Source organism: Egibacteraceae bacterium, assembly GCA_040905805.1.
Taxonomy (GTDB): Bacteria; Actinomycetota; Nitriliruptoria; order Euzebyales; family Egibacteraceae; genus DATLGH01.
On sequence record JBBDQS010000146.1, the window covers coordinates 1 to 25,082 of the forward strand.

Annotated in this window: 20 protein-coding genes; 11 read left to right on the plus strand and 9 right to left on the minus strand. The window is 71.9% G+C overall.

Annotation, left to right across the window (positions count from 1 at the left end; genetic code table 11):
* Positions 1-173 precede the first annotated feature (173 nt).
* The 4 genes from WD250_15930 (at position 174) to WD250_15945 (ending at position 7,928) form a co-directional block, all read left to right on the plus strand.
* A complete protein-coding gene (locus tag WD250_15930) occupies positions 174-2,297 on the plus strand; it encodes a diguanylate cyclase (protein MEX2621705.1) in 2,124 nt (707 codons plus the stop codon).
* Positions 2,298-2,340: 43 nt separating this feature from the next.
* A complete protein-coding gene (locus WD250_15935) occupies positions 2,341-7,143 on the plus strand; it encodes an NAD-glutamate dehydrogenase (GenBank protein MEX2621706.1) in 4,803 nt (1,600 codons plus the stop codon).
* Positions 7,144-7,308: 165 nt separating this feature from the next.
* Complete coding sequence (locus WD250_15940) at positions 7,309-7,509, plus strand: type II toxin-antitoxin system VapB family antitoxin (protein ID MEX2621707.1); 201 nt, start codon at positions 7,309-7,311, stop codon at positions 7,507-7,509.
* Positions 7,500-7,928 (plus strand): PIN domain nuclease, encoded by a 429-nt coding sequence (locus WD250_15945; GenBank protein MEX2621708.1) that lies wholly within the window; start codon positions 7,500-7,502, stop codon positions 7,926-7,928. The genes WD250_15940 and WD250_15945 overlap by 10 nt, the downstream gene beginning before the upstream one ends.
* 173 nt (positions 7,929-8,101) lie before the next feature.
* Here WD250_15945 and WD250_15950 read toward each other — a convergent pair whose 3' ends face one another.
* Genes WD250_15950 through WD250_15960 form a run of 3 tightly spaced genes read right to left on the minus strand, consistent with a single transcriptional unit; the run spans position 8,102 to position 11,607 of the window.
* Complete coding sequence (locus WD250_15950; protein ID MEX2621709.1) at positions 8,102-8,881, minus strand: succinate dehydrogenase/fumarate reductase iron-sulfur subunit; 780 nt, start codon at positions 8,879-8,881, stop codon at positions 8,102-8,104.
* Positions 8,882-10,798 carry a fumarate reductase/succinate dehydrogenase flavoprotein subunit gene (locus tag WD250_15955; protein ID MEX2621710.1) on the minus strand — a complete coding sequence of 639 codons (1,917 nt, stop codon included), beginning with the start codon at positions 10,796-10,798 and terminating at the stop codon, positions 8,882-8,884. It abuts the gene before it with no gap.
* Between the two features lie 23 nt (positions 10,799-10,821).
* Positions 10,822-11,607, minus strand: coding sequence for a succinate dehydrogenase cytochrome b subunit (locus tag WD250_15960; protein MEX2621711.1), 786 nt, complete (start codon positions 11,605-11,607; stop codon positions 10,822-10,824).
* 113 nt (positions 11,608-11,720) lie between these two features.
* On the opposite strand from WD250_15960, the gene WD250_15965 reads away from it, so the two are divergent.
* Entirely contained in the window at positions 11,721-13,313 is a 1,593-nt protein-coding gene (locus WD250_15965) for a methylmalonyl-CoA mutase family protein (GenBank protein ID MEX2621712.1), read from the plus strand.
* Positions 13,314-13,358: 45 nt separating this feature from the next.
* Here WD250_15965 and WD250_15970 read toward each other — a convergent pair whose 3' ends face one another.
* Both WD250_15970 and WD250_15975 read right to left on the minus strand, forming a co-directional pair.
* Positions 13,359-14,042: an HAD family hydrolase gene (locus WD250_15970; protein MEX2621713.1), complete on the minus strand. Its 684-nt coding sequence runs from the start codon at positions 14,040-14,042 to the stop codon at positions 13,359-13,361.
* A 99-nt stretch (positions 14,043-14,141) separates the two neighbouring features.
* Positions 14,142-14,714 (minus strand): M15 family metallopeptidase, encoded by a 573-nt coding sequence (locus WD250_15975; protein MEX2621714.1) that lies wholly within the window; start codon positions 14,712-14,714, stop codon positions 14,142-14,144.
* A 525-nt stretch (positions 14,715-15,239) separates the two neighbouring features.
* Between WD250_15975 and WD250_15980 the strand changes: the two genes are divergently transcribed.
* On the plus strand, positions 15,240-15,995 hold the full coding sequence (locus tag WD250_15980) for a MerR family transcriptional regulator (GenBank protein ID MEX2621715.1): 756 nt from the start codon (positions 15,240-15,242) through the stop codon (positions 15,993-15,995).
* 125 nt (positions 15,996-16,120) lie between these two features.
* On the opposite strand, the gene WD250_15985 is transcribed toward WD250_15980, so the two are convergent.
* A complete protein-coding gene (locus WD250_15985) occupies positions 16,121-17,593 on the minus strand; it encodes an FGGY family carbohydrate kinase (protein ID MEX2621716.1) in 1,473 nt (490 codons plus the stop codon).
* Entirely contained in the window at positions 17,590-18,966 is a 1,377-nt protein-coding gene (locus tag WD250_15990) for an FAD-binding oxidoreductase (protein MEX2621717.1), read from the minus strand. Before WD250_15990 ends, WD250_15985 begins: the two co-directional genes overlap by 4 nt.
* Positions 18,967-19,080: 114 nt before the next feature.
* On the opposite strand from WD250_15990, the gene WD250_15995 reads away from it, so the two are divergent.
* From WD250_15995 to WD250_16010, 4 genes are read left to right on the plus strand one after another with little or no spacing between them, the layout of a single operon-like run.
* Positions 19,081-20,154, plus strand: a complete 1,074-nt coding sequence (locus WD250_15995) for a GNAT family N-acetyltransferase (protein ID MEX2621718.1) — start codon at positions 19,081-19,083, stop codon at positions 20,152-20,154.
* Positions 20,151-21,275: a DUF418 domain-containing protein gene (locus WD250_16000; protein MEX2621719.1), complete on the plus strand. Its 1,125-nt coding sequence runs from the start codon at positions 20,151-20,153 to the stop codon at positions 21,273-21,275. The genes WD250_15995 and WD250_16000 overlap by 4 nt, the downstream gene beginning before the upstream one ends.
* Positions 21,276-21,331: 56 nt before the next feature.
* Positions 21,332-22,276, plus strand: a complete 945-nt coding sequence (locus WD250_16005; protein MEX2621720.1) for a lysylphosphatidylglycerol synthase domain-containing protein — start codon at positions 21,332-21,334, stop codon at positions 22,274-22,276.
* 30 nt (positions 22,277-22,306) lie between these two features.
* The gene (locus tag WD250_16010) at positions 22,307-23,722 is read left to right on the plus strand and encodes an NAD(P)H-quinone dehydrogenase (protein ID MEX2621721.1); all 1,416 of its coding nucleotides are present in this window, start codon (positions 22,307-22,309) and stop codon (positions 23,720-23,722) included.
* 3 nt (positions 23,723-23,725) lie between these two features.
* Here WD250_16010 and WD250_16015 read toward each other — a convergent pair whose 3' ends face one another.
* Together WD250_16015 and WD250_16020 are read right to left on the minus strand one after the other, a co-directional pair.
* Entirely contained in the window at positions 23,726-24,217 is a 492-nt protein-coding gene (locus tag WD250_16015; protein ID MEX2621722.1) for an SRPBCC domain-containing protein, read from the minus strand.
* Between the two features lie 37 nt (positions 24,218-24,254).
* The gene (locus WD250_16020) at positions 24,255-24,500 is read right to left on the minus strand and encodes a helix-turn-helix domain-containing protein (protein MEX2621723.1); all 246 of its coding nucleotides are present in this window, start codon (positions 24,498-24,500) and stop codon (positions 24,255-24,257) included.
* A 110-nt stretch (positions 24,501-24,610) separates the two neighbouring features.
* Here WD250_16020 and WD250_16025 point away from each other — a divergent pair, with 110 nt between their 5' ends.
* Positions 24,611-24,817, plus strand: a complete 207-nt coding sequence (locus WD250_16025; protein ID MEX2621724.1) for a hypothetical protein — start codon at positions 24,611-24,613, stop codon at positions 24,815-24,817.
* The last annotated feature ends 265 nt before the right edge of the window (positions 24,818-25,082 follow it).

Consider the following 25,082-nt stretch of genomic DNA (forward strand, 5'->3'; position numbering starts at 1 on the left):
CCAGTCAACGCAACCTCCACCACAGCCGTAGACCACCGCTCTGCGAAATCAGGGTATGATATGGAAGAAATGACCAATTGAACTAATTCCTCGACCTGATCAGGGATTCTGCCGATAGTCCGAGGAAGCGCCGGCCATCGGGTTCCGGGTCTTTCAGGTGAGAGGTAGACGCGTTGGGATCGCCGCACCGTGACCCGCCGTCGACGCCGCCGCCGCATGCCCTGGGGCTGGGTGTCGCGCGCTGGTCAGCGGGCGCGACCGCGGCCATCGCGGCGGGCGCCGTCGTCGGTGGGCTGCTGCTGGATGAGCCAGCCGTGCCCCGGGCGGGCTCAGCGATGCCGATGGGGGCTGCCGCGACGCTGCTGGTGTTCGCGGCCGCGGTCCACGCCGCCGTGGGACCGCGGTCCGGGTGGGCGCGAAAGCTCAGCGTCGCCGCTGTCGTGGTGCCGCTGACCGGGTTCGTGATCATCATCCTGTCGACCACGGGGGTCGCAGCGTTCGAGGACGTCCGGGCGCGCGCGACGGTGTGGTTGCCCGGTGGTCAGGCGGCCGGGATCCACCTGCTGCTCGGGGTCGCGATCTTCGCGTCGTTGCGCCCGAACCGGGGGCTCGGGGGGCTGCGGGTCTTCGGGCTCGTCGCTGCGGTGCTCGCCATCGCGGTCTCCGTGTCCGCCTATGCCTTCGCCGGGCATGGCTACACGATGATCCCCGGGGTCGAGCCCATGTCCGCCCTGGTGTCCATCACGACCGCCGTGGCGACCCTGGGCATCACGGTGATCGCGCCGGGTCGCTGGCCCGTGCGGGCGCTGGTCCAGCGCGCGTCGGACCGGGTCATGGTCCGGCACCTGCTGCCCTTCGTCCTGCTGACCCCGATCATCGGCATGATCCTGCTCACCTCGGCCCGCCATCTGGGTGCCGACGACGAGCCGCGAGCGGTGCTCGCCACGGCTGTCCCCTCGCTGGCGCTGTTTGGGCTGGTCGCGGTCGCGGTTCGAGACCACCGACAGCTTGCCTCCGAGATCGAGTCGCGGGACAGCCAGCTGCTGTCGGTCCTCGACGGGCTGCCGGTCGCGGTGATGCTGCGTGCCGCGGACGGCACGTTGCTCCACCTCAACCCGGAGGCGGAGCGCTTCCTCGCCCGACTGGGTGTCGACCGGTCGGTGGTGCACCCGGGCCCGGCCGCCCTGCTCGACCACCTCGAGGTGATCGACGAGCTCGGCAAGCCGCAGACGCCCGACGAGCTCCCCGTGGTCACGGCCATCCGCGACGGGAAGAGCAACGAGTCCACGCTCGGCTACGCCCTGCCGGAGAAGGGCCATGCCTGGTACAGCGTGCGCTCGGCCCCGGTGCCCCTGGGTGACGGGACGACAGGGATCATCGTCACCCTCGACGACGTGACCGAACCCCATATCGCCCGGCAGCGGGTGGCCCTGGCCGAGCGCTCGTTGCGCCTGACGTTCGACCATGCGCCGATCGGCATCGCCGTCCTCGCGCCTGACGGTCGCCTGCTCCAGGTCAACGCCGCCCTGTGCGCCCTGCTCGGCTACGACGAGGCGCAGCTGCTCGCCGCAGGCCTCGAGGCCGCGACCCACCCTGACGAGCGCGACGACCACGCCGAGCTGCTCGCCTCCTGGCTCTGCTCACCCGAGGAGCGCGACCGGGTCGATCGGCGGCTCCGGCACCGCGACGGCCACTGGGTCCTCACCCAGATGTCCATCGCACTGGTCCGCGACGCCCAGGGCGCACCGCTGCACTTCATCGCGCAGGTCGTGGACTTCACCGAGCGGCGTGCCCTGGAGGAGGAGCTGCGGGCGGCTGCGGTGCAGGATCCCCTGACCGGATTGGCCAACCGCAGGGCGCTCGCCGAGGGACTCGCCAGTGCCCAGCAGGGGCAGGCACGCGCCGGCGGCCACATCGGCCTGCTGTTCATCGACCTCGACGGCTTCAAGGCGGTGAACGACCGCTACGGGCACGCGGTCGGCGACCTGCTGCTCATCGAGACCGGACGGCAGCTGCGCGCCGCAACGCGCGGGTCGGACACCGTCTGCCGCTTGGGGGGAGACGAGTTCGTGGTCCTCTGCGCCCCGATCGACGGGCACGCCGGGCTGCGGTTCATGATCGATCGCCTCGAGCTGATGCGAACCGTGGTGCCCACAGGCGAAGGATCGGTCTCCGTGGAGCAGAGCATCGGCGCGGTCCTGGTCGAGCCGGCGGAGGACCTCGACGCGACCCTTCGGCGTGCCGATGCCGCCATGTACCGCAAGAAGCGCGAGCGAACGAGCAACGCGGAGCCCTAAAAGTCTTGTCTAGCCAGCCGACCACTCGACAAGGGGCGACGTCATGGCTAGCCGGCATGAAGGCGCAACGGAGCTCGTCGAGGAGGCGACTGCCATCGCGGCGGCGACCCTGGAGGGGTCCCGGGCGGAGCAGGCGCAGCGCTTCGTGCGCACCTACTACGCGCACCTTCCCACCCGTGACCTACGGGGAAGGACGCCCGCCGACCTGTACGGGGCGGCGATGGCGCATCTGGCGTTCGCGCGCCGGCGCGACGCGCCGCTGGTCAGCGTCTACACGCCCGACCTCGAGCAGCATGGTTGGCAGTCCACGCACAGCGTGGTCGAGGTCGTCACCGACGACATGCCCTTCCTCGTCGACTCCCTCACCATGGAGCTCAGCAACCGCGGATGCGGCATCCACCTGGTCATCCATCCGCTGATCCACGTCCACCGCGACGAGCAGGGCCGCCTGGTCGACGTCGCCGACGCGCCAGGCGCCCACACCGCCCCCGAGTCCTTCCTGCACGCCGAGATCGATCGGCAGGGCAGCGCCGCCGCACTGGACGAGATCCGCGCCAGGGTGGAGCGCACGCTTGATGACGTCCGCAAGGCCGTCAGCGACTGGCAGCCGATGCAGGCGCAGGTCTCGGCGGTGCTGGAGTCGCTGCGGGAGGATCCGCCACCCGTGGAGGCCGAGGAGCGCGAGGAGACCGAGCGCTTCCTCGAGTGGCTGCTCGACGACCACTTCACGTTCCTCGGCTATCGCACCTACGACCTCGTCGAGCAGGACGGCGACGACGTCCTGCTCGCCCGCCTCGAAACAGGCCTGGGAATCCTTCGCGACGCACCCGCGTCGGTCAAGCGCTTCGCCGAGCAGCCACGAGAGGTCCGTGCGCTGGCGCGGTCGCCCGAGCTGCTGATGCTCACCAAGGCCAACACCAAGGCAACGGTGCACCGACGCAGCTACCTCGACTATGTGGGGGTGAAGCGCTTTGGCCCGGACGGGCGCCCGTGCGGCGAGTGGCGCTTCCTGGGGCTGTACACCTCCTCGGTGTACAGCGCCCCGCCCTCGCAGATACCCGTGGTGCGGCGCAAGGTCGCCGCGGTGTCCGAGCGCGCAGGGTTCCTGCCGCACGACCACGCCACGAAGGACCTGCAGGCCACCCTCGAGCTGTACCCGCGTGACGAGCTCTTCGAGATTCCCACCGACGAGCTGTACGACATCGCTATGGGCATCGTCGGGTTGCAGGAGCGCAAGGAGGTCCGGCTGTTCCTGCGGCGGGACCGCTTCGGTCGCTACTACTCCTGCCTGGTCTTCGTGCCGCGTGACCGGTACACGACCAGCACCCGGCTGCGGCTCCAGGACGTCCTGGTGGAGGAGTTCGCTGCGACCTCGATCGACAACGCCGTGCTGCTAACCGAGTCGGTGCTCGCACGGGTGCACTTCCGCGTGCACGTGCGCGGCGACCACCCCGGCACGGATGTGGACAGACTCGAGCGCCGCCTTGGGGACGTGACCCGGACCTGGGCCGACGACCTGGCCGAGGCCCTGCACGAGGAGGCCGGTGAAGAGCACGGGGCCAGGCTTGGCCGCCGTTTCGCCGAGGCGTTCCCCGCCGGCTACCGCGCGGACCACCGTGCTCGCGTCGCCGTCGTCGACATCCGCCGGATGGAGGCGCTCGGAGAGGACGATCTGGCGGTCAGCCTCTACCGGCCGGTTGACGAGCGGGAGGACGGTCTGCGGCTGAAGCTGTACCGGTCGGGCTCTGCGGTGACCCTGTCCGACGTCCTGCCTCGTCTGGAGCACATGGGCGTGGAGGTCACCGACGAACGCCCGTACGAGATCACCCCCGCGGGCGGCCCCTCCTTGTGGATCTACGACTTCGGCCTGCGCCACGCGCGTTTCGCGGAGGTGCCGATCGAGCAGGTGCAACCGGTGTTCGTCGAGTCGTTCCTGCGCGTGTGGCACGGCGACGCCGAAGACGATGGGCTCAACCGACTGGTCTTGAACCCGGGGCTGCGCTGGTTGGACGTCACACTCCTGCGCGCGTACAGCAAGTACCTCCGCCAGGCGGTGACCTACTTCAGCGAACCGTACCTGCAGTCCGCACTGGTCGGCCACCCGCACGTGGCGGCGCTCCTTCGCGGTGTGTTCGCGGCCCGTTTCGATCCCGACGGCCACGACGCCGCTCGGGCCGATGCCCTGGTCGAGGAGATCGAGGCCGCGCTGGACGACGTGGACAGCCTCGACGAGGACCGCATCCTGCGCAGCTTCCTGCACGTGCTGCTGGCGACGGTGCGCACCAACGCGTTCCAGCGAACCGGCGACGGTGACGATCCCCCACGCCACCTCTCCCTGAAGCTGGATCCCTCGACGATCCCCGGCCTTCCCCGACCGCTGCCCGCCTTCGAGATCTTCGTGTACTCGCCGCGCACCGAGGGGGTGCACCTGCGTGCAGGGCTGGTCGCGCGTGGAGGGCTGCGCTGGTCGGATCGACGTGAGGACTTCCGCGCCGAGGTCCTCGGCCTGGTCAAGGCGCAGAACGTCAAGAACGCCGTCATCGTGCCGGTGGGCGCCAAGGGCGGGTTCGTGGTCAAGCGCCCGCCCGAAGACCGTCAGGAGCTGTCCCGTGAAGTGCAGGAGTGCTACCGCACCTTCATCCGCGGGCTGCTGGACGTCACCGACGGCATCGTGGGCGACGAGGTTGTCCCACCCGCCCGCGTCGTGCGCTACGACGGCGACGACCCCTACCTGGTGGTCGCCGCGGACAAGGGCACCGCCTCCTTCTCCGACACCGCCAACGCCCTCGCTGCCGAGTACGGCTTCTGGCTCGGCGACGCCTTCGCAGCCGGCGGCTCCGCGGGCTACGACCACAAGGCGATGGGCATCACTGCGCGCGGAGCGTGGAAGTCCGTCAGCCACCACTTCCGCGAGATGAGCATCGACGTGGACGAGCAGGACTTCACCTGCGCCGGCATCGGTGACATGTCCGGCGACGTGTTCGGCAACGGCATGCTGCTGTCCGAGCACATCCGGCTGGTGGCGGCATTCGACCACCGCCACATCTTCCTCGACCCCGACCCTGACGCCGCGTCCAGCCATGCGGAGCGCGGACGGCTCTTTGCGCTTCCCCGCTCGAGCTGGGACGACTACGACCGCGAGCTGATCTCCGCCGGCGGCGGGGTGTGGCCGAGGACCGCAAAGTCCGTCCCGCTCTCGGAGCAGGCTCGCGGCGTCCTCGACGTCACCGAGGAGGCGCTGTCGCCCGACGAGCTCATCCAGGCCATCCTCCGTGCCCCCGTGAACCTGCTCTTCAACGGAGGGATCGGCACCTTCGTGAAGGCCAGCCACGAGTCCCACGCCGACGTCGGGGACAAGACCACCGACCGGATCCGCGTCGACGCCTCACAGCTGCGAGCCAAGGTCGTCGGCGAAGGCGGCAACCTGGGCTTCACCCAGCACGCGCGGGTCGAGTACGCGCTGGCCGGCGGGCGGATCAACACCGACGCGATCGACAACTCGGCCGGTGTGGACACCTCCGACCACGAGGTCAACTTCAAGATCCTGCTCGGCGGGCTGGTGGCCGACGGGGAGCTGACCGGCAAGCAGCGCAATGCGCTGCTCGAGGGCATGACGGACGAGGTCGCTGTGCTGGTCCTGCGCAACACCGACGAGCAGAACCAGGCGCTCAGCCGCTCGTGCGTGCACGCGGTGTCGATGGCCGACGTGCTCCGCCGCTACCTGCGCCACCTCGACGAGAACGCCCTCCTGGACCGAGCGCTGGAGTTCATGCCCGACGACGAGACCCTCGTGGAGCGGCGTCACCAGGGCCAGGGACTGGTGCGCCCGGAGTTCGCGGTCGTGCTGGCCTCGACCAAGATGGCCCTGTACGACCAGTTGCTCGACTCCGACGTCTGCGAGGACCCGTGGCTGGCGCGTGCGCTGCTGTCCTACTTCCCCCGCGTCCTGCGTGAGCGCTACCCGGAGGAGATCCGGGCCCACCGGCTCAGCCGCGAGATCATCGCCACCCAGGTGGCGAACCAGGTCGTCAACGAGGCCGGCACGACCTTCCTCTTCCGCCTCGCGGAGGAGACCGGCGCGTCGAGCCCGGACATCGTGCGTGCGCACACCGTCGCCAGCACCGTCTTCGGCCTGCGCGACCTGCAGGACGCCGTGCGCGCGCTCGACCACGAGGTCCCTGCCCTGATCCAGACCCGCATGGTGCTCGAAGGCCGCCGTCTGGTCGAGCGCGGCAGCCGGTGGTTGCTGCGCAACCGCTCGAGTCCCCTCGACATCTCCGCGTGCGTGGACTTCTTCGGCCCCGGCACCACAGCCGTCACCGACCTGCTGCCCGGGCCGATGGCGGGTGTGGACCGGCGTGCGCGCGACGAGACCGCGGCGGAGCTGGCTGACGCCGGCGTGCCCACCGCGCTGGCCGAGCGCGTGGCGAACCTGCCGGTGCTGTACGCCGCGCTCGCGCTGGTCACCGTCGCCGACGCCGTGGACGAGGACGTCGCCACCGTCACCGAGGCCTACCTGGTCCTGGCCGAGCGCCTCCACCTCGACTGGCTCGGCCAGCAGATCATCGCGCTGCCTCGGGACAACCGCTGGCAGGCGCTGGCTCGCGACGCCCTGCGTGACGACGTCCATGCCCAACACCAGGCGCTCACCGCCGAGGCGCTGCGCGCCAGCGACCAGGACACGGATGCCGTGTCGCGCGTGGACGGGTGGCTGCGGCACAACGCTGCCAAGGTGCGCCGGTGCGAGCGCATGCTGGCGGAGATCCAGGCCGTCACCTCGTCAGACCTCGCGGTGCTGTCCGTTGGCTTGGGGGAGATCCGCAATCTGGTCGAGGTGCACGGGTGACCCTGACGCCATCAGCGTCATCAGATAGATCGGTCTTGTCCGCACCGCACCGAGCGACTGGTACAGCGCGCGCTGACCCGCCAGAGCGTTGCCGGCAGCCACAGTGTCGGATATATTGTTCTCGATGAGGATATACTCAGGGGGCTCGCCGTGACGAAGCGACTGGTGGACATCGACGATGCGACGCTCGCGGACGCCCGGCAGGCGCTCGGGACTTCGACACTCAAGGACACCGTCAACACCGCCTTGCAGGAATCGGTGAAGGCGGGCCGGCGGCGGGCACTGACCAGGGACGATCTTGTTGCCTTCGCCGAGGCCGTCAAGGATCTCGGGGACCCCGAGGTCATGGCGAAGGCGTGGGACTGAGCGCGACGCGCTGGCTGATCGACAAGTCGGCACTCTGGCGGCTGGGCAAGCCAGAGGTCGCCGATGTCGTGGAGCCAGCGATCATCGCCGGACTGGTCGGCGTGAGCGTCGTGACCGAACTGGAGGTCGGCTTCTCCGCACGCTCGACGGCTGACTACCGGCTCATGCGCGCTACAGTGATGGACCGTCTCATCCCTGTTGCTTTCCCGTACCGGGCGGAGTCACGGGCTCGGGAGGTGCAGGCGGCCCTCGTGGAGCGCGGCGAGCACCGCTCCGCCGGGGTGGCCGACGTGCTCCTGGCGGCAACCGCGGAGCTCGAGGGCCTCACCGTGTGGCACTACGACAGCGACTTCGACCTCATCGCCGTCGTGACCGGCCAGGAGATGGAATGGGTCGTGCCCCGAGGGACGGTGGACTGATGAGCGCCCCGACCGAGGAGCGTCTCGAGACGGCGATCTGCCCCTCATGGACACCCCGTGGCAGGCCACCCAGCATCGCGCCGTGAAAGGAGTACGCGGAGGCCGCGGTCTCCGCGAGAGGCTGGTGGGGGACGATCCGCACGACCGTGCCGTGGGCTGCCTGCCGGCGCGCGTCAGCGGGTGCCGCGGCCGCGGAACTGCGCCTTGCGGTAGTCCTTGTTGAGCAGGGCGATGAAGTCGATCGAGATCTCCTTCGGGCACGCCGCCTCGCACTCGCCCATGTTCGTGCAGGACCCGAAGTACTGCTCCATCACCTCGACCATGTTCGTCGCCCGGCTGTCGCGCTCGGGCTGCCCCTGCGGCAGCAGGGACAGGTGGGAGGCCTTGGCGGCGGTGAACAGCTGCGCGGCCCCGTTCGGGCACGCGGCCACGCAGGCGCCGCACTGGATGCACGACGCGGCGTCCATCGCCCGGTCCGCGTCCTCCTTGGGCACCGGCGTCATGTTGGCGTCGGGGGCACCGCCGGTGTTGACCGAGATGTAGCCGCCCGCCTCGACGATGCGGTCGAAGGCGCCGCGGTTGACCACCAGGTCCTTGATCACCGGGAAGCCGGCCGCGCGGAACGGCTCGATGGTGATCACGTCGCCGCTGGCGTAGTGGCGCATGTGCAGCTGGCAGGTCGCGGTGCCCCGCTGCGGGCCGTGCGCCTGGCCGTTGATCATCATCCCGCAGGAGCCGCAGATGCCCTCCCGGCAGTCGTGGTCGAAGGCGATCGGCTCCCGGCCCTCACCCATCAGCTGCTCGTTGACGACGTCGAGCATCTCCAGGAAGGACGCGTGCTCGCTGACCCCGCGGGCCTCGTAGGTCTGGAAGCCTCCCGGGTCGTTGGGACCGATCTGTCGCCAGACCCTCAGCGTCAGGTCGAGTTCACTGTGCGTGCCGTTGGCGGACATCTACGTGTAGCTCCTCTGCGACAGCTCGACAGCGGAGAACTCCAGTGGTTCGGTGTGCAGACGCGGCTGGTGGCTTCGTCCGGTCCACTCCCAGGCGGCGACGTAGGCGAAGTGCTCATCGTCGCGCAGGGCCTCGCCCTCGGGGGTCTGGTGCTCCTCGCGGAAGTGACCGCCGCACGACTCCTCCCGGTGCAGCGCGTCGTGGCACATGAGCTCGGCCAGCTCGAAGAAGTCCGCGACCCGTCCGGCCTTCTCCAGCGACTGGTTGAGGGTCTCGTGCTCGCCGAGCACGCGCACGTCCGCCTCGAACTCCGCGCGCAGAGCGGGGATCTGCGACAGCGCTTTCTCCAGCCCCGAGCGGCTGCGGGCCATGCCGCAGTGGTCCCACATGATCTTGCCGAGCTCGCGGTGGAACCAGTCCACGGTGCGGGTCCCCCCCACGGCGAGCAGTCCGCGCACCTGGTCCCGGATGCCCGACTCGGCCGCGGCGAACGCGGGATGGTCGGTCGGCACGGGACGCTCGCCCAGCTGCGGGGCGAGGTAGTCACCGATCGTGGCGGGCAGCACGAAGTACCCGTCGGCGAGCCCCTGCATGAGCGCGCTGGCGCCCAGGCGGTTGGCGCCGTGGTCGGAGAAGTTCGCCTCCCCGATGGCGTAGAGGCCCGGCACGGTGGTCATCAGGTTGTAGTCCACCCAGAGCCCACCCATCGTGTAGTGGGGGGCGGGGTAGATGCGCATCGGCACCCGGTAGGGATCCTCACCGGTGATGCGCTCGTACATCGCGAACAGGTTGCCGTAGCGCTCGGCGATGATGTCGGTGCCGAGGCGCGCGACCGCGTCGGCGAAGTCGAGGTACACGCCGTTGCCCAGGGGCCCCACCCCCCGGTCCTGGTCGATGATCAGCTTCGCGTTGCGGCTGGCCACGTCGCGGGGCACGAGGTTGCCGAACGCGGGGTACTTGCGCTCGAGGTAGTAGTCGCGCTCGGACTCGGGGATCTGGTCGGGGGAGCGGGTCTCGTCGGGGTCGGTGGGCACCCAGATGCGCCCGTCGTTGCGCAGCGACTCGCTCATGAGGGTGAGCTTGGACTGGTAGTCACCGCTGGCGGGGATGCAGGTCGGGTGGATCTGGGTGTAGCAGGGGTTCGCGAACGCCGCGCCCCGCCGGTGCGCCCGCCACTTGGCGGTGGCGTTGGACGCCATCGCGTTGGTCGACAGGTAGAACACGTTGGAGTACCCGCCGGTCCCGAGGACGACGGCGTGCGCGGAGTGGCTGGTGATCGCCCCGGTGAGCAGGTCGCGGACCACGATGCCGACGGCCCGACCGTCGACGACGACCAGATCGAGCATCTCGGTCCGCGGGTACAGGGTGACGGTGCCCGCCTCGACCTGGCGGGCCATGGCCTGATAGGCGCCGAGCAGCAGCTGCTGGCCGGTCTGACCGCGCGCGTAGAACGTCCGCGAGACCTGCGCCCCGCCGAACGAGCGGTTGTCGAGCAGACCGCCGTACTCGCGGGCGAACGGCACACCCTGCGCGACGCACTGGTCGATGATGTCCACGCTCACCTGCGCGAGCCGGTACACGTTCGGCTCCCGGGACCGGTAGTCGCCGCCCTTCACCGTGTCGTAGAAGAGCCGGTGGACCGAGTCGCCGTCCCCGCGGTAGTTCTTGGCGGCGTTGATCCCGCCCTGCGCCGCGATGGAGTGCGCACGGCGGGGCGAGTCGTGGAACGTGAAGACCTTCACCCGGTAGCCGAGCTCGCCGAGGCTCGCGGCCGCCGACGCCCCCGCCAGCCCGGTGCCGACGACGATGATCTCGAAGCGGCGCTTGTTGTTGGGGTTCACGAGCCGCAGGTCGAAGGTGTGGGCGTCCCACGCGTCCGGCAGCGGACCCGGGGGGAGCTTCGCATCCAGTTGCATCAGGGGCACTCTCCGGGAAGGGCTCAGGCGACGAGGCCGGTCATCACGGCCACGGGGAAGCTCAGGTTGCCCCCGACGACGGCGACCGTGAAGCCGATGGCGAAGTAGCGCCGCCAGTGGTTGAACCGGCGGTTGCTCCACCCCATCGATTGGAACAGGCTCCACGCACCGTGGTACAGGTGCAGTCCCAGGGCCAGGTTCGCGATGATGTAGAAGACCGACACGGGGACGCGCTGGAAGCTCGCCACGACGTTGCCGTAGGCGTCGCCGTGGTGGAAGTCGGGGTTGGCCGTGCCGAACGTGAGGTCGGCGAGATGGAACAGCACGAACGCCAGCACGATGATCCCGCTCCAGCGCATCGTGCGGGCGGCGAAGTCCGCGGCGACCCAGTCCCGCCGGGAGGCGTAGCGCTGAGGCCGGGCCCGGCGGTTCATGATGGTGAGCTGGGTGGCCGCGACGATGTGCACCACGAACGACACGAGCAGCACGACGCGGATGATCCAGAGGACCGAGCTCTCCGGGGCGGCGGGGGAGCCGAACAGCCGCAACCAGTCCGCATACTCGTTCATCGAGTCCTGGCCGAAGTACAGCTTCAGGTTGCCGAGCATGTGCAGGGCGACGTAGCCCATGAGCACCAAGCCGGTGACCGCCATGGCGTACTTCTTGCCCAGCGAGGACCGGTAGAGGTCGCCCAGCCAGAAGCGGCTGCGGACCTGCTCGGGACGTGCGGCGGGCGCCCCCTCGGCCCCGCTGTCGCGCGGGCCGGAGTCGGCCGCGCCGGGCCCGTGGTCCGTGGTGGGTGACGCCATCCCGCGCTCCTTGGATCAGGTCCCCCAAGGCTAGCGCGCACCGGTGCCCATTTTGCGCACGGGCCGACGCGATCGCTCGCGGCAACGGTCGGCCCGCGTAGACTCGCCGACCTATGGTGAGCGACCCCACCGGGCACCGCACGGCGTCCGGCATCCCCGCGCAGCCGGTCTACCGGCCGGACGACGTGGCGCTCGACTATGACCGTGATCTCGGGGATCCCGGCACCTTCCCGTTCACCCGCGGGGTGTACGACTCGATGTACCGCGGACGCGTGTGGACGATGCGCCAGTACGCGGGGTTCGCCACCGCAGCGGCGTCCAACGCCCGGTACCGGTACCTGCTCGACCAGGGCCAGACCGGCCTGTCGGTGGCGTTCGACCTCCCGACGCAGATGGGCTACGACTCCGACCACGAGCTCGCGGCCGGCGAGGTGGGCAAGGTGGGGGTCGCGATCGACTCGCTGGCGGATATGCGGGCGCTGTTCGACGGCATCCCGCTCGCCGACGTGTCGACGTCGATGACCATCAACGCGCCCGCGGCGATCCTCCTGCTGCTCTACCAGCTGGTCGGGGAGGAGCAGGGGGTCGATCCGGCCCGCCTACGCGGCACCGTGCAGAACGACGTGCTGAAGGAGTACATCGCTCGCGGCACCTACATCTTCCCGCCGGTGCCGTCCCTGCGGATCGTCACCGACACCTTCGCCTACTGCGCCGCGGAGCTGCCGAGCTTCAACTCCATCTCGATCTCGGGGTACCACATCGGCGAGGCCGGCGCGACGGCGACGCAGGAGGTCGCCTTCACGCTCGCCGACGCGATCGCCTACGTCGACGCCGCCGTGGCCGCCGGGCTCGACGTCGACGCGTTCGCCCCCCGGCTGTCGTTCTTCTTCGTCGCCCGGTCCTCGCTGCTGGAGGAGGTCGCCAAGTTCCGCGCTGCACGGCGTCTGTGGGCCCGCATCATGCGTGACCGGTACGGTGCCCGCGACGAGCGCTCGCAGATGCTGCGCTTCCACACGCAGACCGCCGGCGTGCAGCTGACCGCCCAGCAGGCGGAGGTGAACATGGCGCGCGTCACCATCCAGGCGCTGGCCGCCACCCTCGGTGGCACCCAGTCCCTGCACGCCAACGCCTTCGACGAGGCCCTCGCGCTGCCGTCGGAGACCGCCGCCCGGCTGGCACTGCGCACCCAGCAGGTGATCGCCCACGAGACCGACGTCCCCCTGACCGCCGATCCCCTGGCCGGCAGCTGGTTCATCGAGTCCCTCACCGACCAGATCGAAGACCAGGTCAACGACTACCTCGCCCGCATCGAGGAGATGGGCGGGGCCGTCCGCGCGATCGAGGCCGGCTTCCAGAAGGCCGAGATCGAGCGCAGTGCCTACGAGCTGGCCAAGGCCATCGAGTCCGGCGAGCAGGTCATCGTCGGGGTCAACCGCTACCAGATCGACGAGGACATCGACCCGGACCTGCAGCGTGTCGACGACGCCGTCGCCGACGGCCAGGTGACCCAGCTGCGGACCATTCGCGCCGAGCGCGACGCCGACGTCGTCCGTGCGGCACTCGCCGAGGTGGATCGGGCTGCCCGAGGCGACGCCAACCTCCTGCCGCCCATGAAGGAGGCCCTGCGGTGCATGGCGACCGTCGGGGAGATCTGCGACACCCTGCGCGCCGTCTTCGGTCGGTACCGCCCGGCTGACGCGATGTAGGCAGCGGGTGCGTTGAGGATCAGGGCCACCACGCGGCCCTGATCCTCAACGCAGCAGCGCGGTCACCGCCTCGAGGTCCCCCAGGTCGTGCAGCACCGCGTCGGCGGGCAGAGCCGCAAGCGTCTCGTAGGGCACCCGGCCGGTCGCGACGAGCAGGCAGCGGGCACCGCCGGCGCGCGCACAGGCCAGGTCGTTGGGCGTGTCGCCGACCACCCACACCTCGTCGGGCTCCCGGCCGTAGCGCTGGACGAAGCGCCGTCGCGCGACCGGCACGAGCTCGCACCGGTCGTGGTGGTCGCTGCCGTACGCGCCGATCTCCAGGTCGAACCACCGATCGACGCCGAAGACCGCGAGCTTCAATGCGGCGTTGGCAGCGATGTTGCCGGTCAGCACGGTCTGCACGACCCGCGGGTCGCCGTCGAGTCGGGCGAGCAGCGCCGCGACACCGGGGAGCAGGCGCCCGTTCTCCCGCAGGCGCTCGGGTGAGCCGGCCAGCTCGTCCTCGAGGTGGCGGAGGATCCCCGCCAGGCCCTCGGCCGCGGCGGCGGGATCCAGGCCCATGGTCTCGAGGATCTCCAGCGCGATCTGCGGGTCGGTCTTGCCGCTCATCGCGATGCCGTGCGCGCCGGGGTGGGTGCCCGTCGCCCGGTGCACCGCGGTGGCGAACGCCTCCCGGGCGAGGGGGCCGGCGCGCAGCACCGTGCCGTCGATGTCCCACAGCAGCAGCATCACCCTAGGCCATCCGTTGCCGGATCCGCCGCGTGAAGGATTCCTGTCGGCTCATCGCCATGCCCTTTGCGTCGCCTCGGTCGGGGGTAGGCCCGGAGGTCAGCGGCCCGTCTCCGAGAAGTGGTGGTAGTCCTTGATGCTGCTCCAGTCCCCGCCCCAGCCCCACCCGACCGCGTCGAACGCGTCGACGACCGGGCCCGGCCGGGTGATCATGCCGGCGCGCAGGTGGTCGCGGTCCAGGTAGTCCGCACCGGCGACGGGTGAGATCCGTCCGTCGCGCACGTACGGGTTCTGCAGGGGGTTGAGGTCGATCGCGGTGCCGAACGCGTGCTCGGACCAGCGGTCGGTGCCCTCCAACCGCCGGCAGTTGAAGGCGGAGGTGTTGTTGGCCTCCATCGACCGGTCGTCATCGCCGGCGAAGGCCTCGACCGGCTCCATGCGCGCGATGGGAAAGCGTGCGGCGAGGAGATCGGCGAAGACGGCACGCACCGTGTCGGCCACGCGCACGGCCACGACCATCCGCCCGGCGTGCACGTGGCCGTCGAAGCCCCAATGGTTCAGCTCGAGCAGGGCGAGGTCGTCGAGCCCGACCGGACAACCGGGGTGCCACGACACGCCGGTCATCGCGGCACGCACGTTCGGGGGAAGGGGTGTCGCTGCGGTTGACTCCATGCGGTCCTCCGTGGGGATCGCGGCGGCCGGGGTGGGCTCGCCCGCGGGTGCGGTGGGCTCGCCGCGGGTGCGTTGGGCGGCCCGCTCTCGCCCGCGGCACGGTCGCGCTCCAGGGTCGGTGCCGGCTCCTGCGCAGGCTCGAGTGCAGCGGCGGGCGCCGGCGGGGGCGCCGCCGCGGGCGCTTCTTGGTGGCCGGGTGCGGGGCCCGTCGCCGTCACGGCCAGCACGCCGGCGGCGGTGAGCGCCACCGCGGCGATCATGCCCGCGAGCACAGCGACCCAAGCACGGCGGCTCATGCTCCCATCCTGCCGCACGCCGTACGCTGCGGCGGACCCGCCAGCTGCGGGAGAGGAGGCGCCGTGGGTGTCCGATGGCCCGGCTGGGCGGCCGAATCGATCGAGATCGCGCCACCCGATCCTGCCTGGCCGGGGCGGGCGGCGGTGTGGCGCCAGGAAGAAGATTGCGGACGCGGGTTGACCCTGACGTAGCGGGACGCCGTAGCGTCGACGTCGGAGGTGGTCACCGATGAGCTACACGGTGGGAGAGGTCGCCCGCGTCGCGGGCGTGACCGTTCGCACCCTGCACCACTACGACGAGATCGGGTTGCTGCACCCGAGCGGCCGGACCCCCGCGGGGTACCGGCAGTACGCCGACGAGGACCTGGACCGCCTCCAGCAGATCCTGGCCTACCGGGCCATGGGGTTCGAGCTGGACAAGGTCGCCGCGATCCTCGACGACCCCGATCTCGACCCGATCGACCACCTGCGCAGCCAGCAAACCGTGCTCACGGACCGCCTGGAGCAGCTGCAGGCAATGGTCACCGCACTCGAGAAGACGATGGAGGCACGCAAGATGGGCATCTCACTGACCCCCGACGAGCAGTTCGAGGTCTTCGGCGACTTCGACTCCGGCGCGTACGCCGAGGAGGTCGAGGAGCGCTGGGGCGGCACCGACGCCTACCGGCAGTCGAAGGGCCGCACCGAGGCGTACACCAAGACCGACTGGCTGGTCATGGGGGAGGAGGCCGGCGAGATCGAGTTGGGCTTCGCCGCGGCCATGGCCGCGGGCACGCCCCCTGACAGTGCCGAGACGATGGACATCGCCGAGTCCCACCGCCGGCACATCGCACGGTGGTTCTACGACTGCCCGCCCGAGATGCATCGCGGCCTCGGGGAGATGTACATCGCCGACCCGCGGTTCACCGCTCACTATGAGGAGACGGCCGCCGGGCTGGCGCAGTACGTCCGCGACGCGGTCGTGGCCAACGCTGACCGTTCGTAGCTGTCCCGCCCCGTCCGGTGAGGGGTCTGGCGCACCGTAGCGGTGTGCTGAACGCCGCGCCGCGGGTGCGTGCAGACCGCATCGCCTCCGCCGCCAGCAGGCGAGCGCAGCGGCGGTGAGGCCGGTCAGCGCCCGCCGAGCGCGTCGTGCAAGGCGCGGATGCGGCTGACCGGCCCGCCGTAGGCCGCGAGCATGGCGGGGTCGGGAACCACGTGGTCCCCGCCGTGCTCGACTGTGGCTGCCGCTGCCGCCGTGTCGGGGAACACCCCCGCGGCGACCCCGCCGAGCAGGGCTGCGCCCAGGGCGGCGGCCTCCGTCAGCGCGGGTCGGTGCAGGGTTTGACCCGTGACCGCCGCCTTGATCGCGAGCAGGAGCGGGGTGCGGGTCCCGCCGCCGATCACGCGCAGGGTTTGGCGGCTGGGCGCGGCGTGCGCGGTCAGGCGTGCCAGGACGTCGCCGGCCGCAACGGCGAGGCCCTCGAGCACCGCGCGGGTAACGGTGCCCCGGTCGGTGTCGGGCGTCAGGCCCACCAGCGCCCCGGGCGCGCCGTCGACCACCCCGGGCAGGGCCAGGTGCGGCGCGAAGACGACGCCGTGGGCGCCAGGGGGCACCGCGCCCGCCTCGGCGAGCAGCTCGGCGCGGTCGCCGTCCAGCATGCGCAGCGCCCACTCGAGGCTGGCGCCGCCGGCGTGCACCCCAGCCGCTGCGTACCAGCGGTCGGCGGCGACGTGCACCCCCTGCGAGAACCGCGGCGTGGTGGCGTCGGTGGGCAGTGGCGCGGTCAGCGGGACGAGCAGGGACTCGGCCGTGCCCATCGAGTCCAGGGCACGCCCGGGGTCGGTCACCCCCGCAGCCAGCGCCCCGCACACGTGGTCGTGGCCGCCTGCGCCGACCACGGTGTGCTCGGGCAGTCCCGTCGCGCGCGCCGCCGATCGGGTCACCCGACCGAGGGCCGTCCCGCTGCTGACCAGCGGGGCGAAGAGAGTCGCGGGGATCCCAGTGGCGTCGAGGACCTCGGCGGACCACCGCCGCGCACGCAGGTCGAGGGCCCCCGTGCGGGTGGCCAACGACAGGTCCGTGGCCTGGTGCCCGCACAGTCGGTAGGCCACGTAGTCGGCGACGTTCAGCCAGGCGCGGGTGCGGGTGAACGCGTCTTGGTCGTGCTCGGCCAGCCAGGCGAGCTTGCAGATCCCGTAGATCGGCTGCGGCGGCACACCGGTGACGGCCCGCAACCGGTCGGCACCGAGGGTGTCGGCCAGTCGCCGGGCTTGGGCGTCCGAGCGCCGGTCGAACCACGCGATCACCGGTGCCGTCGGGGTCCCCGATTCGTCCAGCGGCACGCCGGCCTCGGCCATGCTCGCCACGGCGACGCTCACGACGCGGTCGGGATTGTCGACACGGCCGAGGGCGTCACGCAGCACCGCCACGGCGGCGTCCCACAGTGCCTGCGCGTCGTGCTCGGTGCGACCCGGTGGGGTCAAACGCACGGGGGTGGGCACCGCCGCGACCGCAACCGCCCGGCCCGCAGGCTCGTACACGGCCGCTTTGATGGAGGTCGTACCGACGTCGACGCCGGCCAGCAGCGGTTCGATGGTCATCCCGCCCCGTGGGGTCGCGGCCCGAGGAGCACGCCGGGGTTGAGCAGCCCACCGGGGTCGAGTGCGTCCTTGAGCGCGCGCATGACCGCGAGGTCGGTGGCGCGGCGGGTGGCGGCCAGCCACCCCACCTTGGCCTGGCCGATGCCGTGCTCGGCGCTGATCGACCCGCCGAGCTCCGCCACAAGGCCGAGCACCGCGTCGTCGACCGTCGGATCCTCGGCGGCGGGTCCCACCACGTTCACGTGCAGGTTGCCGTCGGCGAGATGGCCCCACAGGACGGTGCGCGCCCCCGGCGCGGCCTCGGCGACCCGGCGGCGCACCGCGGGCTCGAACGCCGCCATGGTTCCCAGCGGCACGCTCACGTCGAGCTTGTGCGCCACGCCGAGCGCAGCGACGGCCTCGGTGTGCCGCTCCCGGTACGCCCACAGTGCCGCCCGTCCCGCACGGTCGGTGGCGACGGCGGCGTCGGTGACCTCCGGGACGTCGCCGATGACGGCGGCCAGCTCGTCGGTGGGGTCGCGGTGAGCGGCGCACTCCACGAGCAGCACGCACGGCGCATTCGTGGGCAGCGGCGGTGGCAGGCCGGTGTGCCCTGTGACGAGGTCGATGCCGTCGGCGTAGCAGACCTCAGCCGCCTCCAGCGACGGCAGCCGGGCGCGCAGGCGCGCCAGCACCGCGACCGCGTCGGCGGTGGACGTTACGGCGAGCAGCGCCACGACCCGGGCGGGCAGCGCCGGGACCAGCCCGAGGTACGCCCGGGTCACCACGGCCAGGGTGCCCTCGCTGCCGGTGAGCAGGCTCGGCAGGTGGTAGCCGGTGTTGTCCTTGGTCAGGCCGGCCAGGTGCGACACCACGCTCCCGTCGGCAAAGACCGCCTCCACCCCGCGCACGTGGGCGCGCATCGCGCCGTAGCGAAGGACGCGCACGCCACCCGCGTTGGTCGCGACCAGCCCGCCGACCGTGGCGCTGTCACGCGCGGCGAGGTCGACGGGGAACGCCAGGCCCGCGGCGGCGGCGTGCGCCTGCAGGGCGGCCAGCGTGACCCCGGCGCCGACGACCACGCCGCCGGCCGCGGTGTCCACCGGCTCCATCCCGTTGAGCCGCGACAGGCTGAGGACCACCTCGCCGCCTCGTGGCACGCCGCCGCCGACCAACCCCGTGTTGCCCCCTTGCGGGACGACCGGCGCGCCGGCGGCGGCGCACGCCCGCAGGCAGGCCGCGACCTGCCGGGTGTCGGCCGGGCGCACGACCAGACGGGCGCGGCCGTGGTACCGGCCGGTCCAGTCGACCTCGTAGGGGGCGCGGACGTCGGGGTCGCCCAGGACCTGTGCGGGACCGACGGCGGCGGCCAGACGGTCCTGCAGGGCGGTCACGGGCCGCATCGTAGGCGATGGGCGCCACGCCGGCCGCGGCGATCGGGGCGAACGGGGGCGCAGCGGTAGGGTCGTGGCCATGTTCCCCGAGCAGCGCAGCCGTCGGGAGCGGCCGTGACGGCGCCGGTCGACCGTCACCCCGCGTTCCCTGGGGACGCGGTGGCTGCGCACTGGAGCGCCCAGCGGGGGCTGCCCCTGACCCCGTACCGGTCCTGGGGGGTGCCGCTGGTGCGCGACGGCAGCGTGCTGCGCACGGCAGGAGGCAGCGACTTCCCGGGCGTCTTCCCCGACCCGACGAGCCCGCCGCTGGACCCTCCGGTGCCGCCCCGGGGGGTGGCCGCGCTGATCCTCCACGACGTCACCGACGAGGGCGGGGTGCCCGACCAGGCGGTCGTGCTCGACGCGCGCGCCCGGACGTACCTGCGCTACGAGTGCGCGTCCGCGGAGTTCGGGACGGACCCGGAGGCCTACTGGCACGACACGCTCAGCACCAAGCGGCGCAAGCGTCTGCGCCACGACCGGCGCAAGCTCGCCGAGGGCGGAGAGGTCACCGTGCGCTGGGTCGACGCCGCCGACGCCGACGCGATGTTCGGCCGCTTCTTCGCGATGCTGTGCTCGCGGGCTCGCCACCACGGCGCGTACGATGCCAACGTGCTGGACGGGGCGTACCTGCGTGACGTGTGGCGCCGCTTCGCGGGCCGGGACCTGCTGGTCAGCGCCTTGTGCGTGGGGGATCGGCCGGTCAGCTTCCGCACCGGATACGCCGTCGGGACCCGCTTCGTCGGCTACATGCCGGCCATCGACCGGGCGTTCGGCACCGCCAGCGTCGGTGACCTGCACATGCAGCTACTGATGCCCGAGCTCGCCGCGCTGGGGATCACCTCCTACCACATGGGCAAGGGGTCGCGCGGCAACAAGGAGGTCTGGGCGACCGGCACCTACACCCTGTCCACGGTGGTCGTCCCGCTGGCGGCGGGCCTGCGCGCCCGGGGGGTGACGGCGATCGAGGACGGTCGCCAGCGGCTCCGCCGGGCCATCACCGCCCGCGGTTGGGAGGTGCCCCTGCGCCGTGGGCTGCACCGCGTGCACACGCGTCCGGGGGCGACCTACCGTCGCGTGCTCGAGGGCGGGGGTGCCGGCGGCGCCGACCGCCTCGAGGGGACCGGCGGGGCAGCGGGACAGCCGTGAGGGCGACATCCTCCGCGGCCCGGCCCCGCGAAGAGGACCCCGGCACCCCGCAGACCCCCCGGTCCGGGCGCATCCTCGGCGTGGACGTGGCCCGCGCCGTCGCGATCGCCGGCATGGTGATGGTGCACTTCACCCTCACCGATCCGGCGGGGTCGGGCGGGCAGGCCGCCGCCCTGCCGGACGGCCCCCTGGGCCGCGTGTCGCTGCTGTTCGTGCTCGTGCTCGGCGTCGGTGTCTCCCTGCAGGATCGCGGCCGATCCCCGACGCGACGGCGTACCCGCCTGCGGCTGGTGTGGCGTGCTGCCGTGTTGCTCCCCCTGGGGCTCGGCCTGCAGGTGCTCGACCACGGCGTGTCCGTGATCCTGGCCGACCTCGCGCTGCTGCTCCTCCTCGCCGCGGCCGTCCTCGCGTGGTCGGACCGACGGTTGCTGGCGGCGTCTGCCGCTGCCTTCGTGGCCGGCCCGGCCGTGTTCGTGGTCGTCGGGATGCTGGCCCCCGACGTGATCACCGGCGTGGCGCCGGCGCTGACCGACCGGCCCGGACGGATCGTCACCGGCCTCGTGGTGGGCGGGGTGTACCCGCTGGTGGCGGGGGTGGGGACGCTGCTGCTGGGCATGTGGCTCGGCCGCCTTGACCTGACCGACCTGAGGCTGCAGGCGCGCGTGCTGGCCGTCGGCGTGGTCGGCGCGCTGGCGATGCTGTGGGCGGGCGCGGTGCTCGTCGCGGTGACGCCCGAGCCGGCGCCGCAGTGGTGGGTGCTGGCCATCGACCCCGAGCCCCACAGCCAGTCGTTCGTGTGGCTGTGGCAGGCCGCGTCGGCAGCGGTGGCGACGCTGGCGGTGTGTCTGGTCGTGGGGCAGTGGGCTCCCCGGCTGGTACGCCCGCTGGTCGCGCTCGGCCAGTTCGCCTTCACCGTCTACGTGGCCCACATCCTGCTGATGGCCGCTGACCCGGAGTTGGTGCGCGGCGCGGACGTCGCCGGCGCGGGGCTGCGCGTCGCGGTGTTCCTGGTCGCGGCGACCCTGGCGTCCATGGCGTGGCTCGCGGTGGTCAGGCGCGGCCCGCTGGAGTACCTCCTGGACGCGCCGTTCGTGCTGCCGCGCCGCTCCCGGCACTCGTGACTCCGCCCGCGGCGGCGGACCGTCCACGCCGAAGTCGACGAGTGTGGTTGCTGCGGGTGGCCGGCTGGGTGCTCTTGGCGGCGCTCCTCGCGGTCGCGGGCTCGGTGCTGTGGGAGCGGCGGGCGGCAGTGGGGGACGCCGGCGGGCTGCCGGGCGTCGTCCCGTCCGTCGCCGCGGTGCTCATCTACGTCGCGGCCAACGCGCTGCTCGCGTGGAACTGGTCGGCGATCGTAGCCGTGGCCGGCACGCGGTTGCGGTTTCGCACCGCCCTGTGGGTGTGGTCGGTGTCGCAGATCTCCCGCTACACCGTGACGCTCGCGCAGGTCGGCAGCCGTGCGGTGGTGGCGCGCCGGTACGGCGTGCCCGCGACGGCCGGTGTGCTGTCCACGGTGCTGGAGCTGGCCTGGATGTTCATGGTGACCTCCACGATCGTGGTGGCCACCATCCCCTGGTGGCTACCCACCGCCGGTGACGCCCGGTGGGTGGCCGGCGTCGCCGCGCTGCCCGTGGTCGGCATCGTCGCGGCGGTGGCGCACCCGCAGGCGATGCTGCGGGCGGCCGACGCGGTCGTGCGCCGCTCGTTCGTGGACCGCGTGACGGGCGGCAGGCTCGCCGGGGTCGCCGGGCGCGTCGACCTGGACCGGGCGACGATGTGGCGGTTCGTGGTGCGCTACGGCTCCAACACCGCCTTGCGCCACGCAGCATTCCTCACCCTGTTCGCCGCGGTGGGGGGCGACCTCTCCACCTCCGCGCTGACCGCGGTGGGCACCTACGCCCTCGGCAGCCTCGCCGGCACCGTGGCGGTGTTCGCGCCGGGGGGCCTCGGGGTGCGCGAGGGGCTCATCGCCGTCGCGCTGACACCTGTCATCGGCGGTGGTCCCGCGCTCCTGCTGGCCGCGGCGGTGCGCCTGCTCGAGGTCGTCGCCGAGCTGAGCCTGCTGGGCGTGGCGCGACTCGCCCGCGGCGACGTCGCCACGGCCGAGGACATCCCCACAGGTTGACCGACGGCACGCGGGGGATAGGTTGCCCCCATGCGCATCGTGATCATCGGCGGCGGCCCGGGCGGCTACGAGGCGGCCCTGGTGGCCGCCGAGGCGGGGGCCGACGTCACGATCGTGTCCCGCGAAGGGCTCGGCGGCAACAGCGTGCTGTGGGACTGCGTGCCCTCCAAGGCCTTGATCGTCTCCGCCGAGTCGATGGGCTGGATGCAGACCGCTCATCGGCTGGGGGTGCGCCTGGACAGCGGCGCCGACGTGGCCACGGGGGTGTCCGTGGACATGGTCGCGGTGCTGGAGCGCGTGCGGGGCCTGTCGGAGAGCCAGTCCGCCGACATCGGCCGCAAGGTCGCCGACGCCGGCGTGGCGGTCGTCGAGGGCCTGGGGCGCCTGGCCGGACGGGACGCGGTCGAGGTCGAGCAGGCCGACGGCACGACGCACCGGCTGCGCGCCGACGTGGTGCTGATCGCCACCGGCAGCCAGCCACGGCTGCTGGCGTTCTCCCATCCCGACGGGGAGCGGGTGTTCACCTCGCGGGAGCTCTACGACTTGAGGGAGCTGCCCGAGCGCCTGGTGGTGGTCGGGTCCGGTGCGACCGGCGCGGAGTACGCGCAGGCGTTCGCTCGGTTCGGGAGCGAGGTGCACCTCATCTCAAGCCGTGAGCGCGTGCTGCCCGGCGAGGACCCCGACGCCGCCGCGGTCATCGAGGGCAGCTTCGAACGGTGGGGGATGGTCATCCACCGCCAACGCCGAGCGGTCGACCTGGAGCGCTCCGCCACCGGGGTGCGGGTCCGGGTCGGGGGGACCGCGCAGGACGGGGAGTGGGTCGAGGGCACCCACGCGCTGTTCTGCATCGGCCAGGTCCCCGCCTCCGGACAGCTTGGTCTCGAAGCTGCCGGGGTCGCGGTGGGCGACACCGGCGCGATCCCCGTGGACGGCGTCAGCCGCACCAACGTGCCGACCATCTATGCCGCCGGTGACGTCACCGGCGGGATCATGCTCGCAAGCGTCGCGGCCATGCAGGGCCGCAACGCCATGTGGCACGCCCTCGGCCGGGCCGTGGCCCCCCTGGACCGCGACGCGATCGCGGCCACGATCTTCACCGCGCCCGAGGTGGCCAGCGTGGGCATCGACCAACCCGCGGCTGCCGAGCGCCGGATCCCGATCGACTCGGTCACCCTCGGCTTCGCCGGCAATCCCCGCGCCAAGATGAACGAGCGCACCGCCGGCTTCGTCAAGGTGCACGCCATGAAGGGGTCGGGCACCATCCTCGGCGGGTCGGTCGTCGCCGAGCGCGCGAGCGACCTCATCACCCCGCTGGCCGTGGCGGTGCAGAACCGGCTGACCGTGAGCCAGCTGGCCCACGCCTTCACCATCTACCCCTCGATGGCCGGCAGCGTGCAGGAGGCCGCGCGGTTGCTCATGGGGCGCCAGTCAGCCGAGCACCGCTGAAGCTCAGCCCTCGGCCAGCAGGTCGTCGATCTGTCCGACCGCGGTGCGGATGCCCTCCTCCATGCCCATGGCCAGGACCTGCTCGAGGTCCGCGGACGTGTCGTAGACCGAGGTGATCGTCATGCGCGTGTGCACGTCGTCGACCGACTCGATCGTGACCTCGGCTCGGCTGACGGGCAGGTCGTCTTTGGGTTCACCGGCGTCGTCGGCGAAGCCGTCCTCGAAGACGAGGCGGCGGGGCGACTCGACCTCCATGATGCGCCAGTAGCCCTTGTGCTGGTCGCCCCCTGGTCCGGTCATGTAGTAGCTGACGTGGCCGCCGGTGCGCAGGTCGTGGTCCACGACGGTGGCCGGGTAGGGGTCGGGGCCCCACCAGCGCTCGAGCTGGCGTGGGTCGGCCCACAGCCGCCACACGCGATCGGGTGAGGCGGCGAACACGCTGGTTACGACCAGGGTCGCCTTCTGGAGGTCCTTGGTGATGTCGACGGTGCTCATGGCTGCGCTCCTGGTCGGGGGTGTCGAGGTATCGGGATCAGCGGTCGTCGTCGAGCAGGTCGTGCATACGGTCCACGCGGGCGCGCCAGAGCTGCTCGTAGTGGTCGAGCACGGCGCGGGCGTTGGCGAGCCCGTCCATGTCGGTGGTCACCACGCGCCGGCGGCCGTCGGGGCGCTTGCGCACCAGCCCGGCCTGCTCCAGCACGGCCACGTGCTTCTGCACCGCGGCGAAGCTCATCGGGTAGAGGCCCGCGAGCTCCGAGACGCCGAGATCCCCGCCCATGGCCCGCGACAGGATGTCCCGTCGTGTGGCGTCGGCGAGGGGGTGTCAAGGGCCGCGTCCCCGTCGTCTATGGCATCATCGACAATCCGCAATCGGGGTCGGGAGATGGCATGGAGAACGAAGGCGGCGGCAGGCGGGACGAGACCCTGGACCCCCAGGCGCTTCACGACGCGTTGCTCGACGTGGCCGGGGCGGTCCACGAGCACTTCGGGGACCGCGAACCCAGTGAGGAGGAGCTGCGGGTCTTCCTGCGGCAGCGACTCATCGACGAAGGCAAGAGCGAGTCGGAAGCCGACGCCATGCTCCGTGACCTGTGAGGATCTCGCGGATCTTCTGGCCCGCCCCTCTGGTTACCGCCCGGTAGATGGGGGCCCTGGGACATATCTGTCGCTCCCACCCCATCTACCGCCGGGTAACCCCCGTGCGGGCCGTGGCTGGCGGATGCGGCAACCATCGGGGAGCCGGGATACCGGGAATCCTGTTGGCAACCGCTGAGTGCCATGCCGCTATCGGATCTTGCTAGCGAGCAGCGAGCATCACGTGGTCGCGAACGGCGCTCGTCGCAAGCGGGGCGATCGACGT

Excerpts from the sequence above, each read along its gene's own strand:
- WD250_15960 (MEX2621711.1), bottom strand. The coding sequence starts at position 11,607 with ATGGCGTCACCCACCACGGACCACGGGCCCGGCGCGGCCGACTCCGGC.
- WD250_15980 (MEX2621715.1), top strand. The coding sequence starts at position 15,240 with ATGAGCTACACGGTGGGAGAGGTCGCCCGCGTCGCGGGCGTGACCGTT.
- WD250_15935 (MEX2621706.1), top strand. The coding sequence starts at position 2,341 with ATGGCTAGCCGGCATGAAGGCGCAACGGAGCTCGTCGAGGAGGCGACT.
- WD250_15950 (MEX2621709.1), bottom strand. The coding sequence starts at position 8,881 with ATGTCCGCCAACGGCACGCACAGTGAACTCGACCTGACGCTGAGGGTC.
- WD250_16025 (MEX2621724.1), top strand. The coding sequence starts at position 24,611 with ATGGAGAACGAAGGCGGCGGCAGGCGGGACGAGACCCTGGACCCCCAG.
- WD250_16015 (MEX2621722.1), bottom strand. The coding sequence starts at position 24,217 with ATGAGCACCGTCGACATCACCAAGGACCTCCAGAAGGCGACCCTGGTC.
- WD250_15955 (MEX2621710.1), bottom strand. The coding sequence starts at position 10,798 with ATGCAACTGGATGCGAAGCTCCCCCCGGGTCCGCTGCCGGACGCGTGG.
- WD250_15985 (MEX2621716.1), bottom strand. The coding sequence starts at position 17,593 with ATGACCATCGAACCGCTGCTGGCCGGCGTCGACGTCGGTACGACCTCC.
- WD250_16010 (MEX2621721.1), top strand. The coding sequence starts at position 22,307 with ATGCGCATCGTGATCATCGGCGGCGGCCCGGGCGGCTACGAGGCGGCC.
- WD250_15975 (MEX2621714.1), bottom strand. The coding sequence starts at position 14,714 with ATGGAGTCAACCGCAGCGACACCCCTTCCCCCGAACGTGCGTGCCGCG.
- WD250_15970 (MEX2621713.1), bottom strand. The coding sequence starts at position 14,042 with ATGCTGCTGCTGTGGGACATCGACGGCACGGTGCTGCGCGCCGGCCCC.
- WD250_15965 (MEX2621712.1), top strand. The coding sequence starts at position 11,721 with ATGGTGAGCGACCCCACCGGGCACCGCACGGCGTCCGGCATCCCCGCG.
- WD250_16020 (MEX2621723.1), bottom strand. The coding sequence starts at position 24,500 with ATGGGCGGGGATCTCGGCGTCTCGGAGCTCGCGGGCCTCTACCCGATG.